This is a genomic window from Streptomyces sp. NPDC045701, assembly GCF_056432045.1.
Map to the genome: position 1 here is coordinate 235,923 of NZ_JBWKJV010000007.1, position 14,732 is coordinate 250,654.

Here is a 14,732-nt window from a genome sequence, read left to right on the forward strand (position 1 = left end):
GTCATGTCCCAGCCCGCTGACTCCGCCCGCCGGCCCCCCCGCGCCACCGCCACGCCCGACGCCCCCGAGAGCCCCGCGGGCAGCCGTGCCGCCGCCCAGCGGCTCAAGATGCGCCGTGAGCTGGCGGCCGCGGCGATGGAACTGTTCGCGACCAAGGGGTACGAGGCGACGACGGTCGACGAGATCGCCGCCGCGGCCGGAGTGGCCCGGCGCACCTTCTTCCGCCACTTCCGCTCCAAGGAAGAGGCGATCTTCCCGGACCACGACGACACCCTGGTGCGGGCGGAGGCGGTCCTGACCGCCGCCCCGGCGCACGAGCACCCGCTCGACACGGTCTGCCGGGGCATCAAGGAAGTCATGAAGATGTACGCGGCGTCCCCGGCGGTTTCCGTCGAGCGCTACCGCCTCACCCGCGAGGTGCCCACCCTCCGGGAGCGCGAGATCGCGTCGGTGGCCCGCTACGAGCGGCTGTTCACCCGGTATCTGCTGGGCCACTTCGACGAGCGGGACCACCACGACGGCAACGACGACCCGCTGCTGGCGGAGGTGGCCGCGTCGGCCGTCGTCACCGCGCACAACCACGTGCTGCGCCGCTGGCTGCGGGCGGGCGGCCAGGGCGACGTGGAGGCGCAGCTGGACCACGCGTTCGCCATCGTCCGGGACACGTTCGGCACGGGGATAGGCGCGGGGCGCGCCGCCGGCGCGACGTCCCCCTCCAAGCCCCCCGCCGCGGCGGCGAGCACCACCGGCGACGTCCTGGTGACCGTGGCCCGCACGGACACGCCGCTGGACGAGATCATGCGCACCATCGAGCGGACCCTCAAGACCCGCTGAACCCCACCGGAAGGCCCACCGGCCGCCGCCACGGAGTGCCCGGCCGCGCAGAATCTCCGTCCCCCGGCCGGAGGACCGACGCCCGCCCGGCCCGACGATTCGTCGGAGCCCGGCGGGCGTTTTGACGTGCGGAGAGGCCGTCGACGATCGATCATCGCTCATCTGTGAACGGTGTATCGCAACTGAGAGAAATTGTTGGCACTCAGTGCCTTGCGGGCTGGCACACGGTGTCATACGTTGATGTCGTCCGGGCGGCCGGCGTGCAGAGACATCTCGTACGCCGGCTGTCCCCGCAAGGCCACGTGCCTCGCGCGCCCGGGCGCCTGCGTCACAGGCAACCTCTGCGCACCACCCAGCGCTGCCAGCACCACCCGGCCGAACCGACGGCACACCTCCACAGCAGTACATCCCGACGTTCGACGTTCCCCTCGACGTCTCCCCTCAAGACGTTCTACGCCGGAGGCAACACCGTGAAGGAAATCCTGGACGCGATTCAGTCGTCGGACACCACGTCCGCGGACTTCGCCGCTCTCCCCCTCCCCGAGTCCTACCGCGCGGTGACCGTGCACAAGGACGAGACCGAGATGTTCGCCGGTCTCACCACGCGCGAGAAGGACCCGCGCAAGTCGCTGCACGTCGAAGACGTGGCGCTGCCCGAGCTGGGCCCGGGCGAGGCGCTGGTGGCCGTGATGGCGTCCTCGGTCAACTACAACTCCGTGTGGACCTCGATCTTCGAGCCGGTGTCGACCTTCAGCTTCCTGGAGCGGTACGGCAGGCTCTCCGAGCTCACCAAGCGTCACGACCTGCCGTACCACATCATCGGCTCCGACCTGGCGGGCGTCGTCCTGCGCACCGGTCCCGGCGTCAACGCCTGGCAGCCCGGCGACGAGGTCGTCGCGCACTGCCTGTCGGTCGAGCTGGAGTCCTCCGACGGCCACAACGACACGATGCTCGACCCCGAGCAGCGCATCTGGGGCTTCGAGACCAACTTCGGCGGCCTCGCGGAGATCGCGCTCGTCAAGTCGAACCAGCTGATGCCCAAGCCGGACCACCTCAGCTGGGAGGAGGCGGCGGCCCCCGGCCTGGTGAACTCCACCGCGTACCGGCAGCTGGTCTCCCGCAACGGCGCCGGCATGAAGCAGGGCGACAACGTGCTCATCTGGGGCGCGAGCGGCGGCCTCGGCTCGTACGCGACCCAGTTCGCCCTGGCCGGCGGAGCCAACCCGATCTGCGTCGTCTCCAGCGAGCAGAAGGCGGACATCTGCCGCTCGATGGGCGCCGAGGCGATCATCGACCGCAGCGCCGAGGGGTACAAGTTCTGGAAGGACGAGCGCACCCAGGACCCGAAGGAGTGGAAGCGGTTCGGGAAGCGCATCCGCGAGTTCACCGGTGGCGAGGACATCGACATCGTCTTCGAGCACCCGGGCCGTGAGACCTTCGGCGCGTCCGTGTACGTCACCCGCAAGGGCGGCACGATCACCACCTGTGCCTCGACCTCGGGCTACATGCACGAGTACGACAACCGCTACCTGTGGATGTCGCTGAAGCGCATCATCGGCTCGCACTTCGCGAACTACCGCGAGGCGTGGGAGGCCAACCGCCTGATCGCCAAGGGCAAGATCCACCCCACGCTGTCGAAGGTGTACTCCCTGGAGGACACCGGCCAGGCCGCGTACGACGTCCACCGCAACCTCCACCAGGGCAAGGTCGGCGTCCTGTGCCTGGCTCCCGAGGAGGGCATGGGCGTGAAGAACCAGGAAATGCGGGACAAGCACATCGACGCCATCAACCGCTTCCGGAACATCTGATGACGGAGCGGAAGAAGGACCGCCCCTGGCTCATGCGGACGTACGCCGGCCACTCCACGGCCGAGGCGTCCAACGAGCTCTACCGGCGCAACCTCGCCAAGGGCCAGACCGGTCTGTCGGTCGCCTTCGACCTGCCGACGCAGACCGGCTACGACCCGGACCACATCCTCGCCCGCGGGGAGGTGGGCCGGGTCGGGGTCCCGGTCTCGCACCTCGGTGACATGCGCCGGCTGTTCCAGGACATCCCCCTGGAGCAGATGAACACCTCCATGACCATCAACGCCACCGCCATGTGGCTGCTGGCGCTGTACCAGGTGGTCGCGGAGGAGCAGGGAGCGGACGTCACCAAGCTCCAGGGGACGACGCAGAACGACATCGTCAAGGAGTACCTGTCGCGCGGGACGCACGTCTTCCCGCCCGGTCCGTCGCTGCGGCTGACCACCGACATGATCACCTACACGGTGAACCACATCCCCAAGTGGAACCCGATCAACATCTGCAGCTACCACCTCCAGGAGGCGGGGGCCACCCCGGTCCAGGAGATCTCGTACGCCATGTCGACGGCGATCGCCGTCCTCGACGCGGTGTTCGCCTCCGGCCAGGTGCCCGAGGAGCGCAAGGGCGAGGTGGTCGCGCGGATCTCCTTCTTCGTGAACGCGGGCGTCCGCTTCATCGAGGAGATGTGCAAGATGCGCGCCTTCGGCCGCATCTGGGACAAGATCACGCGTGAGCGGTACGGGATCGAGGACCCCAGGCACCGCCGCTTCCGCTACGGCGTGCAGGTCAACTCGCTCGGCCTGACCGAGGCGCAGCCGGAGAACAACGTCCAGCGCATCGTCCTGGAGATGCTCGCCGTGACGCTGTCGAAGGACGCACGCGCGCGTGCCGTCCAGCTCCCGGCCTGGAACGAGGCCCTGGGCCTGCCGCGCCCCTGGGACCAGCAGTGGAGCCTGCGCATCCAGCAGGTGCTGGCGCACGAGAGCGACCTGCTGGAGTACGAGGACATCTTCGCGGGCTCGCACGTGATCGAGGCCAAGGTGGACGCCCTGGTCGCGGAGTGCCTGGCGGAGATCGACCGGATCCAGGAGATGGGCGGTGCGATGGCCGCCGTCGAGTCGGGCTACCTCAAGTCGCAGCTGGTGTCCTCGCACGCCGAGCGGCGGGCGCGGATCGAGTCCGGCGAGGAGAAGATCGTCGGCGTCAACATCTTCGAGACGACCGAGCCCAACCCGCTCACCGCCGACCTGGACACCGCCATCATGACGGTGGACCCGGCCAACGAGGCGCGGGTCGTGGCGGGGCTCCACGAGTGGCGGGACAACCGCGACGAGAGCCGCGCCCAGGAGGCCCTGGCCCGGCTGAAGGCCACCGCGGCCGGGGACGCGAACATGTTCGAGGCCACCCTGGAGTGCGCCCGCGCGGGCGTCACCACCGGCGAGTGGTCCTGGGCGCTGCGGGACGTCTTCGGCGAGTTCCGGGCGCCGACGGGCGTGTCGTCCGCGCCGGTCGCGATCACCGCCGAGGAGGGCACCCCGCTGGCCGCCGTACGCGAGAAGGTGGCGCGGACGGCCGAGGAGCTGGGCGCCGGACGGCTGCGGCTGCTGGTGGGCAAGCCGGGCCTGGACGGGCACTCCAACGGTGCCGAGCAGATCGCCGTACGCGCGCGTGACGCCGGCTTCGAGGTGGTCTACCAGGGCATCCGGCTGACCCCCGAGCAGATCGTGAACGCCGCGCTCGCGGAGGACGTGCACTGCGTGGGGCTGTCGATCCTGTCCGGTTCGCACGCCGAACTGGTGCCTGACGTGCTGACCCGGCTGCGCGAGGCGGGAGCCTCGGACATCCCGGTCATCGTCGGCGGAATCATCCCGAGCGCCGACGCCGCCGAACTGAAGCGGGCGGGAGTGGCCGCCGTCTTCACACCGAAGGACTTCGGTATCACGGAGATCATCGGCCGTATCGTCGACGAGATCCGTACAGCGAACAAGCTCAACCCCCTCGAAAGCTCGGAGGTCCCCGCATGACGCCCGTCAACCGTCTCCGCCCCCGCCGCTCCTGCCTGGCGGTCCCCGGCTCCAACCCGCGCTTCCTGGAGAAGGCCCAGGGCCTCCCCGCCGACCAGGTCTTCCTGGACCTGGAGGACGCGTGCGCGCCGCTGGCCAAGCCCGAGGCGCGGCACACGATCGTCAAGTTCCTCAACGAGGGCGACTGGACGGGCAAGACCAGGGTCGTGCGGGTCAACGACTGGACCACGGAGTGGACGTACCGCGACGTCGTCACCGTCGTCGAGGGCGCGGGTCCGAACCTGGACTGCATCATGCTGCCGAAGGTCCAGAACGCCGAGCAGGTCGTGGCGCTGGACCTGCTGCTGACCCAGATCGAGAAGACGATGGGCTTCGAGGTCGGCCGGATCGGCATCGAGGCCCAGATCGAGAACGCCCAGGGCCTCAACAACGTCAACGCGATCGCGCAGGCCTCGCCGCGCATCGAGACGATCATCTTCGGCCCGGCCGACTTCATGGCCTCGATCAACATGAAGTCGCTGGTCGTCGGCGAGCAGCCGCCCGGCTACCCGGCCGACGCGTACCACTACATCCTGATGAAGATCCTGATGGCCGCCCGCGCCAACGACCTCCAGGCGATCGACGGCCCGTACCTCCAGATCAAGAACGTGGACGGCTTCCGCGCGGTGGCCGGGCGGGCCGCCGCGCTCGGCTTCGACGGCAAGTGGGTGCTGCACCCGGGCCAGGTCGACGCCGCCAACGAGGTGTTCTCGCCCTCCCAGGAGGACTTCGACCACGCCGAGCTGATCCTGGACGCGTACGACTACTACACGTCCGAGGCGGGCGGCAAGAAGGGCTCGGCGATGCTGGGCGACGAGATGATCGACGAGGCCAGCCGCAAGATGGCGCTCGTCATCTCCGGCAAGGGCCGCGCCGCCGGCATGACCCGTACCTCGAAGTTCGAAGCCCCGGAGGCCTGAGCACCATGCAGTTCGGACGCACCTACGAGGAGTTCGAGGTCGGCGCGGTCTACAAGCACTGGCCCGGGAAGACGGTCACCGAGTACGACGACCACCTCTTCTGTCTGCTCACCATGAACCATCACCCCCTCCACATGGACACCAACTATGCGGAGAAGACGACGGATTTCGGCAGGAACGTCGTCGTGGGCAACTACATCTACTCCCTGCTGCTCGGCATGTCCGTGCCGGACGTCTCCGGCAAGGCGATCGCCAACCTGGAGATCGAGTCGCTGCGGCACGTGGCGCCGACCTTCCACGGTGACACCATCTACGGCGAGACCACCGTCCTGGACAAGACCCCGTCGAAGTCGAAGAGCGACCGCGGGATCGTGTACGTCGAGACCAGGGGCTACAAGCAGGACGGCACGCTGGTCTGTGTCTTCCGCCGCAAGGTGATGGTCCCGACCGAGACGTACATCAAGGAGCGCGGCGGCGAGCAGCCCGGCCGCCCCGAACCGAAGCAGCAGGAGAAGTAGTCATGGCCCGACTCGCGCAGACCCACGGTCTGACGGACGTCCAGCAGGAGATCCTGTCCACGGTCCGGGAGTTCGTCGACAAGGAGATCATCCCGGTCGCGACCGAGCTGGAACACCGCGACGAGTACCCGCAGGACATCGTCGACGGGCTCAAGGAGCTGGGTGTCTTCGGCCTGATGATCCCGGAGGAGTACGGGGGTCTGGGCGAGTCCCTGCTCACGTACGCGCTGTGCGTGGAGGAGATCGCGCGCGGCTGGATGTCGGTCTCCGGCATCATCAACACCCACTTCATCGTCGCGTACATGCTCAAGCAGCACGGCACGCAGGAGCAGAAGGACACCTTCCTGCCCCGGATGGCGGCGGGCGAGGTGCGGGGCGCGTTCTCCATGTCGGAGCCGGCGCTGGGCTCGGACGTGTCGGCCATCACGTCGAAGGCGGTCAAGGACGGCGACGAGTACGTCCTGAACGGCCAGAAGATGTGGCTGACGAACGGCGGCACGTCCACGCTGGTCGCCGTTCTCGTCCGAAGTGACGAAGGACACCCCGAGGGCACCGCCCCCCACAAGTCGATGACGACCTTCCTCGTCGAGAAGGAGCCCGGCTTCGGAGAGGTCCGGCCCGGCCTGACCATCCCCGGGAAGATCGACAAGATGGGCTACAAGGGGGTCGACACCACCGAGCTCATCATGGACGGACTGCGCATTCCGGCCAATCGTGTCCTCGGCGGCACCACCGGCCGAGGGTTTTACCAAATGATGGACGGTGTCGAGGTCGGCCGCGTGAATGTGGCGGCGCGTGGCTGTGGCGTGGCACAGCGTGCGTTCGAGCTGGGTGTCTCGTATGCCCAGCAACGTCAGACTTTCGGCAAACCGATCGCTCAGCACCAGGCGATCCAGTTCAAGCTGGCCGAAATGGCTACCAAGGTCGAGGCCGCTCATGCCATGATGGTCAACGCAGCACGCAAAAAGGACTCCGGGGAGCGAAACGACCTGGAAGCAGGGATGGCGAAGTACCTCGCCTCCGAATACTGCAAGGAGGTCGTCGAGGACGCCTTCCGTATCCATGGTGGCTACGGGTTCTCGAAGGAGTACGAGATCGAGCGTCTCTACCGGGAGGCGCCCATGCTGCTCATCGGCGAAGGTACCGCCGAGATCCAGAAAATGATCATTGGGCGTCGGCTGCTCGAGGAGTACCGATTCCAGGGGTGATTGTCGCTTTTGAGCCGGTTTGGCCGCGAAGAAGATCACACCCTGTCATCGTCTTCCGGCCGCCGACTCGGCTTCTGGCTTGCCCAGTTGCGGCCCGCAACCGATAGCATCGCCAAAAAGCCGCCGTCCCCCGCACTCGCGCGGCATCACCGCTACGAAGGTCATCCATGCCCCACAGCCAAACCTCTGCACCTCGCGGCCGCGTCCGCATCGCACGCGGAGCATCGCCGTGGCTTCTGCCGACCGTCGCCACCGCTGCACTCAGCCTGGCCCGCTCGCGCCGTTCCAAGCGCGCCGCGGCCATCGCTGTGCCCACCACCGCTCTGGCGGCGGGCATGCTGTGGTTCTTCCGCGACCCCGAGCGCGAGATCGCGCCGGGCAGGGTCATCTCGCCCGCAGACGGAGTGGTGCAGAGCATCATGCCGTGGAAGGACGGACGGACCCGGGTCGCCATCTTCATGAGCCCGCTGAACGTCCACGTCAACCGCGCCCCGCTGGCCGGCACGGTGACGTCCGTCGAGCACGTCCCGGGCGGGTTCGTCCCGGCGTTCAACAAGGAGAGCGAGAACAACGAGCGCGTTGTCTGGCACTTCGACACCGAGCTCGGCGACATCGAGATGGTGCAGATCGCAGGTGCGGTCGCCCGTCGCATCGTGCCGTACGTCCCGCAGGGGACCAAGGTCGAGCAGGGCGAGCGCATCGGTCTGATCCGCTTCGGATCGCGCGTTGACATCTACCTTCCGGAAGGTGTCGACGTCGCTGTCGAGGTCGGTCAGACCACGACCGCGGGGGTGACTCGAATTGACCGTGATTGATCCCGGGACACGGGCCGACTGGGTCGCCGACGCCGAGGCGGACATCGCCGAGGAAGCCGAGGAGATGCCGCTGTCGATGCGTCTCTCAATAGCGGACACGCTCACGCTGGGTAACGCCACGTGCGGCTTCATGGCGGTGTACTTCACCACCACCGGCATCCTGATCCCGCACCTCACGGGGAGCCAGGAGACCGGCATGGCGCGCCACAGCGCCGCCACGGCCGTGATCCTGATGCTTCTCGCGGCGATCTTCGACCTCTTCGACGGGCTCGTCGCGCGCAAGCTGCGCAGCTCGCCGATGGGCGCGGAGCTGGACAACCTGTCGGACCTGATCAGCTTCGGGCTCGCCCCGGCGTACTTCGTCCTCGTGTACGGGATGGTCGCGGACGACGCCCACCAGAAGGTCTCGGCCGTGGCCGCGATCGTGGTGCTGCTGGCGGTGGTGCTGCGGCTCGCCAGATTCAGTTGCGTGACCATGAAGGACGGCATGTTCCAGGGCATGCCGAGCCCCTTCGGCGCGCTCACGGTCGTCTCGATCGTGCTGCTGGAGCTGCCGTTCATCCCGACGCTGCTGGCGATCATCGGCACGGCGTGGCTGATGGTGAGCCGCGTCGAGTACCCCAAGCCGCGGGGCATCCTCGCGGTGGCGATGCTCAGCTGGATCGTCGGGGCGATGGGCCTGCTCGCCGCGTGGGCGTTCGACGCGCCGGGCGGCCAGCTGCTGCTCCAGACCGGCTGCGCGCTGCAGGTCGTGCTGGGCGCCGTGATCCCCCTCTTCGCGACGGCGCGGCGGGTGAACACCTTCCGCGACAACCGGCGCGAGAGCCGGGAGGCGCGGGCGGCACAGCTGCCGTAGCGCACGACAGGCGTGGATGACCGAAGGGCCCGGGTGCGGGAACGCACCCGGGCCCTTCCGCGTGCCTGCGTACCGCCCGCCGGCCCCGGCCCCGGGCGCCCGGCGGCTGCCCCGTGCCCCGCCCCGCGGGCGGTCACGCCTCGCCGAGGAGCTTGTAGTAGTACGTCGTCGCGTGCGGGGTGCCGTCCGGGCTCAGGGCGTAGCGGGGGATCGTGTCGGCGCGGGTCCAGCCGGCCCCGCGGTACAGGCCCTCGGCCGCGCTCCCGGTCTCGGTGTCCAGGACCAGCAGGGTGAGCCCCTCGGCGACCGCCGCCTCCTCGGCCACCGCGAGCAGCCGGGAGCCCAGGCCCCGCCCGCGGGCGTCGCGGTGGACCAGGAGCTTGGCGATGTCGCCGCGGTGCGGCTGGTTCGGCATGGCCGCGCGCACCAGGGTGATCACGCCCGAGAGGGAGCCGCCGGGCCCGTACGCCGCCCAGACGGTCCGTACGCCCCGGGCGGTCTCCGCGGCCACCCCGCGCCACCAGGCGGCCGCCTCGGCGGCGCCCAGCGGGGCCAGGAAGCCCACCGAGGCGCCGCCCTCGACGGCGTCGCGCAGGAGCGCGGCGAGCCCCTCAGCCGCCCGGTCGTGGATCTGCCGGGCGGTGAGGGGCTCGATCCGGTACGCGGGACGGAGGTCGTCGCTCATGATCAAAGCTTCACACGGCGGGGTTTCGCCGGGATGACGGGGTCATCCCCTCCGGTCAGCCACCGGGTGTGAAGGTCTTGGCGGCGTCCGAGACCTGGGGTCCGCGTGCCACGCGGGCACCCCCGGGGACGGACGTGTCGGGCTGGATGATCGCGCTCTGCCGCGACGAGGGCGCCTGCGGGTCGGAGAAGTCGTGCGTCATGCCGAAGCCCGCGTCGTGGGCGTTCAGCGTCAGCAGCGCCCTGCCGACGCCCTCGCGCGTCAGGTCCTTGTCCGCGCACGCCTTCTTCAGCGCCTCGCCGAAGACCTGGGCGGCCGTCCACCCGGCGACGATGCCGTTGTCGAGGGTGTCCTCGGGGTAGGCGGCGCGGTAGTCCGCGACGAGCTTCTCGGCGGCCGGGGTGTCGGCGCCGATCGGCAGGCTCGGGGTGGACACGTAGTACATGCGCTCCAGGGCCGGCCCCGCCTGGGTGGCCAGCAGCTGCGGCGCGTAGGCCGAGTTGTTGCCGATGACCGGGACGGTGAGCTTCACCGCGGCCGCCACGCCGACGAGCGAGGCCGCCTGGCGCGGGCCGGCGCTGACCACGATGCCCTTGACCCCGGCCTGCTTGAGCGCGGCGACCTGCGCCGACATGTCGTTGTCGGTGGGCTTGATCTTCTGCTCGACGACCGTCAGCCCGGCCTTCCCGGCCGCGTACTTCGAGCCCTTGAGCGCGTTCTCGCCGTAGTCGCCCTCGAAGTAGACGTGGCCCAGCTTGTCGCCCTTCCTCAGGCCCTTCTCCTTCAGCAGGAAGTCCACCGCGTTGATCGTCTCGATGTCGTACGTGGAGCCGATCACCCGGATGTGCGGGCTGCCCAGCAGCGACGCCGACCACGCCTGGGGCAGCACGAGCCCCTTGTCCTGGCCGTCCACGCGCTGCTTGACCGCCGCCACGAAGGGTGAGCCGATGAACTGCGGGAAGCCCAGCACCCTGGGCTCCAGCTCCGTGTAGGCGGCGAGCGCCTTCTGCGGGTCGTAGCCGTGGTCGCGGACCGTCAGCTCCACCGTGCGGCCGCACACGCCGCCCGCGGCGTTCAGCTGCTTCACGTACAGCTGCTGGGCCTGGGTGACGCTCTTGCCGAGGGTGGCGTACACCCCCGTCATGTCGGTGAGGGCACCGAGCCGGATCGCCTTCGCGTCGACGCCCCTGCCGGTCTTCACCCCGTCGGCGCCCTGGCCGCCGGCGTCGTCGCCGCTCTTCGCCTTCGCGCTGCAGCCCGCCGCCGCGGTCAGCGCCACGAGCGCGGTGAGGGTGGCGGCGAGCCGCCGGTGTCTGCGCATGGTCATCGTTCCTCCGCTGAGGTACCTGAGGGTCGTGCGGAACGCCGGGCGGCCAGCCGGACCAGGCCACCGGGCAGGAAGAGCACCACCGCCACGACGGCGGCGCCGTACAGGTAGCGCGACGCCTCGCCCGGTGCGATCCCGCCCGTTCCGGGGGCGGACACCAGGGGCAGCGCGTCGCTGTACCGGTTGAGAACCTGCGGCAGCAGGGAGACGAAGACGCCCCCGACCACCGCGCCCGCCACCGAGCCCAGTCCGCCGATCACGATCATGGCGAGGTACTCGAGGGAGAGCAGCATGCCGAAGTACTCCGGCACGGTCCGTTGGAAGACCAGGGCCAGCAGGACGCCGGCGAGCCCCGCGTACATCGACGACAGCACGAACGCGGCGGCGCGGTAGCGGGCCACCGGGATGCCCAGGACGCCCGCCGCGATGCGGTGGTCGCGGATGGCGTTCAGGGCGCGACCCGGCCGGCCGCGCAGCACTCCGCGGGCGAACAGGGCGGAGCCGAGGAGCAGGGCCAGGCCCAGGTACCACAGCTTCTCGGCGGCGCCGAACGGCACCTGGGCGACCAGCAGTTCGCTCTCGTCGAAGGTGACGCCCAGCAGGCTCAGCGGCGGGACGGCCCGGCCGTTGAAGCCGCCGGTCAGGTCGTGGGCGTTGAACAGCACGTGCTGGCCGATGAAGATCAGCGCGAGGGTCGCGATGCCCAGGTACGCGCCGCGCAGCCGGCCCGCGATCGGGCTGAACACACCGCCCGCCACGCCCGCCAGCGCCACCGCGCCCACGGCGGCGAGCCAGCCGGGCAGGCCGAGACCGGCCAGTCCGTCGCTGCCGTCGCCGGCCAACGCGCAGTAGCCGTAGGCGCCGACGGCGAGGAAGAAGGCGTGCCCCATGGACAGCTGGCCGGTGGCGCCGGTGAGCAGGTTGATGCCGATCGCGCCGATGGCGGCGGCCATCGCGAACAGTCCGGCCTGGAGCCAGAAGCGTTCCAGGTAGAAGGGCAGGGCGAGGAGGAGGACCGCGCCCAGGGCCCAGGCGTGGGCACGGGGCCGGGTGAGCCGCCGGGCGAGCGGTCGGGTGGGCGTGTCAGACACGGGCGAGCTCCTTGGTACCGAAGAGCCCGGCGGGGCGGATCAGCAGGACCACGACCATGACGAGGTAGGGCGCCAGGTCGCCGATGCCGCGGCCGAGGAAGGTCAGGTCGCCCTGGTAGCCGGTGGCGAGGGACTCGGTGATGCCGACGAGCAGTCCGCCGACGAGCGCGCCGGTGGTGGAGTCCAGGCCGCCGAGGATGGCGGCGGGGAAGGCCTTGAGGGCGGCCAGGGAGGTGGTGCGCTCCAGGCCGGGGGTCGGGAAGACGGTGAGGAAGAGGGCCGCGACGGCGGCGAGGCCGCCCGCCACGGCCCAGGCGCCGAGCGAGACCCGGCCCAGCCGGACGCCCATCAGGGCGGCGGTGGAGGGGCTCTCGGCCGCGGCGCGCATGGCCACGCCCCAGGAGGTGAACCGGAAGGCCAGCAGGAACGCGGTGATCAGCAGCGCGGCGGCGAGGAAGGCGGCGATCCGCGTCTGGGCGATGGTGACGGAGCCGATGGTGACGACGGCGTCGCCCCACGGGTCGCCGGGGGACAGCACGTCCGTGCCGATGCGGCGGGCGAGCTCGGTGGTCAGCAGGATGTCCACGCCGATCGTGACGATGGCGAGCACGCTGTGGTCCCGGCCCCGGTAGCGGCGCATCACCAGGAACTCGACGGCCGCGCCGACGAGCGCGGCCCCCGCGATGCCGGCCGCGAGCGCCGGCCAGAAGCCGATGTCGTCGTGGAGGACGGCGGTCACGTAGCCGCCCGCGAGGAGGAGCGAGGCGTGGGCGAAGTTGACGACCTCGGTGGCGCGGAAGATGACGACGAATCCGAGGGCGATGAGGGCGTAGACGGACCCGAGGGCCACTCCGCCCAGCAGGAGTTCGGCGAAGGTGGTCACTCGGCGGTCTCCTGTCCGAGGTAGGCGCGGACGACGGCCGGGTCGTTCTGTACGTCGGCGGGGGCGCCGTCGGCGATCCGGCGGCCGAAGTCGAGGACGGTCACGGAGTCGGCGAGCCGCATCACCACGCCCATGTCGTGCTCGACGAGGACGATGGAGATGCCGAGGCTGTCGCGGACGCCCGCGATGACGGCGGCCGTGCGGCGGCGTTCGTCGCCGGTCATCCCGGCGACGGGTTCGTCCAGCAGCAGCAGCTTCGGCTCCATGCACAGGGCGCGGGCCAGTTCGGCGAGCTTCTGCTGTCCGTACGGGAGGGAGGCGGCCGGCCGGTCCAGTTTGTCGGCGAGGCCGGTGAACTCGGCGATCTCCCGGACGCGGGCCCGGTGACGGGCCTCCTCCCGGGCGGCGGACGGCAGGCGCAGCCCGGTGGCGAGGAAACCGGCGCGGGTGAGCCGGTGCCGGCCCAGCATCAGGGCGTCGGCGACGGTGGCGTACGGCGGCAGGGCCAGGTTCTGGAAGATCCGGGCGACGCCGAGGGCGGCGATACGGTGCGGGGGCAGGCCGGTCAGCTCGTGACCGTCGAACCGCACGCTGCCGGAGGTGGCGCGGTAGACGCCGGACAGTACGTTGAAGGTGGTGGACTTCCCGGCGCCGTTGGGCCCGATGACGGCGTGGACGGTCCCGGGCCGCACGGTGAAGCCCACCCCGTCGAGGGCGGTGAGGCCGGCGAACCGCACGGTGAGGTCGCGGACTTCGAGGGTCGTCACGCGTCCTCCCAGCGGGCGAGGCGGGGCACCGCCGCGGACGGGGCGTCGGCGGCGGCCTGCTCGTCGACGACGCCGAGGTAGCGGCGGCGCACCTCGTCGGAGGCGGCGAGCTCGCCGGCGGACCCCTCGATCGCGACCTCGCCGACCTCCAGGACGTACGCGTGCGAGGCGAGGCGCAGCGCGAGGGCGGCGTTCTGCTCGACGAGCAGGACGGAGGTGCCCTGGGCGTTGATCTCGCGGACGGTGTCGGCGATCCGGGCGGCCATCAGCGGGGCGAGGCCGAGGGACGGCTCGTCGAGCAGCAGCAGACGCGGGGAGGCCATCAGGGCGCGGGCGACGGCCAGCATCTGCTGTTCGCCGCCCGACAGCAGCCCGGCGCGCTGGCGGGCGCGCTCGGCGAGGACGGGGAACAGCTCGTGGACGCGGCGGACGGCGGCGGCCCTGCCGGCGCGGGCGGCGGTGAGCGCGCCCGCGCGGAGGTTGTCCTCGACCGTCATGCGGGCGAACACCTGGCGGCCCTCGGGGACGTGGCACAGCCCGGCCACGACGACCCGGTCGGGCGGGAGGCCGTGCAGCGGGCGGCCGCCGAAGGTGACGGTGCCCGCGGTGGCGGCGCCCCCGTGGAAGGCGAGCGTGCGCGAAAGGGCACGCAGCAGTGTGGACTTGCCGGCACCGTTGCCGCCGAGGACGGCGACGCAGGCGCCCTCCGGTACGTCCAGCGAGACGTCACGCAGGGCGGTCACGGGTCCGTACCCGGCTGTCAGCCCCCGCACGTGCAGGGCGGCAGCGCTCATGGATTTCCCCTCGTCTGTGTGTTCGGTGGCGCTCACCCCAGCACCGGCCCCGGTCGCCCGTCCACGTCCGCGGCGGGAATCGCTGCCGTTGCCCAGCGGGCGTCGGTGCGGGTTGTGCACGCGCACAACACCGCGTGTCAGGGGCGTGCGCACCGGGGTGCGGCGG

General features: G+C 70.6%; 14 protein-coding genes. 8 read left to right on the forward strand and 6 right to left on the reverse strand.

Annotated features, from left to right (window positions below):
- Window positions 1-3 precede the first annotated feature (3 nt).
- From AC07DW_RS11670 to pssA, 8 genes are all read left to right on the forward strand, one after another.
- Window positions 4-834 (forward strand): TetR family transcriptional regulator, encoded by an 831-nt coding sequence (locus AC07DW_RS11670; protein WP_478857453.1) that lies wholly within the window; start codon window positions 4-6, stop codon window positions 832-834.
- Between the two features lie 470 nt (window positions 835-1,304).
- On the forward strand, window positions 1,305-2,642 hold the full coding sequence (gene ccrA, locus AC07DW_RS11675; RefSeq protein ID WP_478857454.1) for a crotonyl-CoA carboxylase/reductase: 1,338 nt from the start codon (window positions 1,305-1,307) through the stop codon (window positions 2,640-2,642).
- Complete coding sequence (locus AC07DW_RS11680; RefSeq protein ID WP_478857455.1) at window positions 2,642-4,663, forward strand: protein meaA; 2,022 nt, start codon at window positions 2,642-2,644, stop codon at window positions 4,661-4,663. The genes ccrA and AC07DW_RS11680 overlap by 1 nt, the downstream gene beginning before the upstream one ends.
- A complete protein-coding gene (locus AC07DW_RS11685) occupies window positions 4,660-5,622 on the forward strand; it encodes an HpcH/HpaI aldolase/citrate lyase family protein (RefSeq protein WP_064072294.1) in 963 nt (320 codons plus the stop codon). Before AC07DW_RS11680 ends, AC07DW_RS11685 begins: the two co-directional genes overlap by 4 nt.
- Before the next feature lie 5 nt (window positions 5,623-5,627).
- Entirely contained in the window at window positions 5,628-6,140 is a 513-nt protein-coding gene (locus tag AC07DW_RS11690; RefSeq protein ID WP_478857456.1) for a MaoC family dehydratase, read from the forward strand.
- Between the two features lie 2 nt (window positions 6,141-6,142).
- On the forward strand, window positions 6,143-7,348 hold the full coding sequence (locus AC07DW_RS11695; protein WP_478857457.1) for an acyl-CoA dehydrogenase family protein: 1,206 nt from the start codon (window positions 6,143-6,145) through the stop codon (window positions 7,346-7,348).
- 167 nt (window positions 7,349-7,515) lie between these two features.
- Window positions 7,516-8,163, forward strand: a complete 648-nt coding sequence (locus AC07DW_RS11700; RefSeq protein ID WP_478857458.1) for a phosphatidylserine decarboxylase — start codon at window positions 7,516-7,518, stop codon at window positions 8,161-8,163.
- Entirely contained in the window at window positions 8,156-9,019 is an 864-nt protein-coding gene (pssA, locus tag AC07DW_RS11705; protein WP_478857494.1) for a CDP-diacylglycerol--serine O-phosphatidyltransferase, read from the forward strand. Before AC07DW_RS11700 ends, pssA begins: the two co-directional genes overlap by 8 nt.
- 133 nt (window positions 9,020-9,152) lie before the next feature.
- Here the strand turns inward: pssA and AC07DW_RS11710 are convergent, their stop codons facing one another.
- The 6 genes from AC07DW_RS11710 to AC07DW_RS11735 are packed head-to-tail and all read right to left on the reverse strand — an operon-like array spanning window position 9,153 to window position 14,566.
- Window positions 9,153-9,704: a GNAT family N-acetyltransferase gene (locus tag AC07DW_RS11710; RefSeq protein WP_478857459.1), complete on the reverse strand. Its 552-nt coding sequence runs from the start codon at window positions 9,702-9,704 to the stop codon at window positions 9,153-9,155.
- A 55-nt stretch (window positions 9,705-9,759) separates the two neighbouring features.
- Window positions 9,760-11,031: an ABC transporter substrate-binding protein gene (locus AC07DW_RS11715; protein ID WP_478857460.1), complete on the reverse strand. Its 1,272-nt coding sequence runs from the start codon at window positions 11,029-11,031 to the stop codon at window positions 9,760-9,762.
- Entirely contained in the window at window positions 11,028-12,122 is a 1,095-nt protein-coding gene (locus tag AC07DW_RS11720) for a branched-chain amino acid ABC transporter permease (protein WP_478857461.1), read from the reverse strand. Before AC07DW_RS11720 ends, AC07DW_RS11715 begins: the two co-directional genes overlap by 4 nt.
- Entirely contained in the window at window positions 12,115-13,005 is an 891-nt protein-coding gene (locus AC07DW_RS11725) for a branched-chain amino acid ABC transporter permease (protein ID WP_478857462.1), read from the reverse strand. The genes AC07DW_RS11720 and AC07DW_RS11725 overlap by 8 nt, the downstream gene beginning before the upstream one ends.
- Window positions 13,002-13,772, reverse strand: coding sequence for an ABC transporter ATP-binding protein (locus AC07DW_RS11730; protein ID WP_478857463.1), 771 nt, complete (start codon window positions 13,770-13,772; stop codon window positions 13,002-13,004). The genes AC07DW_RS11725 and AC07DW_RS11730 overlap by 4 nt, the downstream gene beginning before the upstream one ends.
- The gene (locus AC07DW_RS11735; RefSeq protein ID WP_478857464.1) at window positions 13,769-14,566 is read right to left on the reverse strand and encodes an ABC transporter ATP-binding protein; all 798 of its coding nucleotides are present in this window, start codon (window positions 14,564-14,566) and stop codon (window positions 13,769-13,771) included. Before AC07DW_RS11735 ends, AC07DW_RS11730 begins: the two co-directional genes overlap by 4 nt.
- Window positions 14,567-14,732: the final 166 nt, after the last annotated feature.

Coding starts and splice junctions, on each gene's coding strand:
- AC07DW_RS11670 (WP_478857453.1), top strand. CDS start 4: ATGTCCCAGCCCGCTGACTCCGCCCGCCGGCCCCCCCGCGCCACCGCC.
- AC07DW_RS11680 (WP_478857455.1), top strand. CDS start 2,642: ATGACGGAGCGGAAGAAGGACCGCCCCTGGCTCATGCGGACGTACGCC.
- AC07DW_RS11685 (WP_064072294.1), top strand. CDS start 4,660: ATGACGCCCGTCAACCGTCTCCGCCCCCGCCGCTCCTGCCTGGCGGTC.
- AC07DW_RS11690 (WP_478857456.1), top strand. CDS start 5,628: ATGCAGTTCGGACGCACCTACGAGGAGTTCGAGGTCGGCGCGGTCTAC.
- AC07DW_RS11695 (WP_478857457.1), top strand. CDS start 6,143: ATGGCCCGACTCGCGCAGACCCACGGTCTGACGGACGTCCAGCAGGAG.
- AC07DW_RS11700 (WP_478857458.1), top strand. CDS start 7,516: ATGCCCCACAGCCAAACCTCTGCACCTCGCGGCCGCGTCCGCATCGCA.
- AC07DW_RS11710 (WP_478857459.1), bottom strand. CDS start 9,704: ATGAGCGACGACCTCCGTCCCGCGTACCGGATCGAGCCCCTCACCGCC.
- AC07DW_RS11715 (WP_478857460.1), bottom strand. CDS start 11,031: ATGACCATGCGCAGACACCGGCGGCTCGCCGCCACCCTCACCGCGCTC.
- AC07DW_RS11735 (WP_478857464.1), bottom strand. CDS start 14,566: ATGAGCGCTGCCGCCCTGCACGTGCGGGGGCTGACAGCCGGGTACGGA.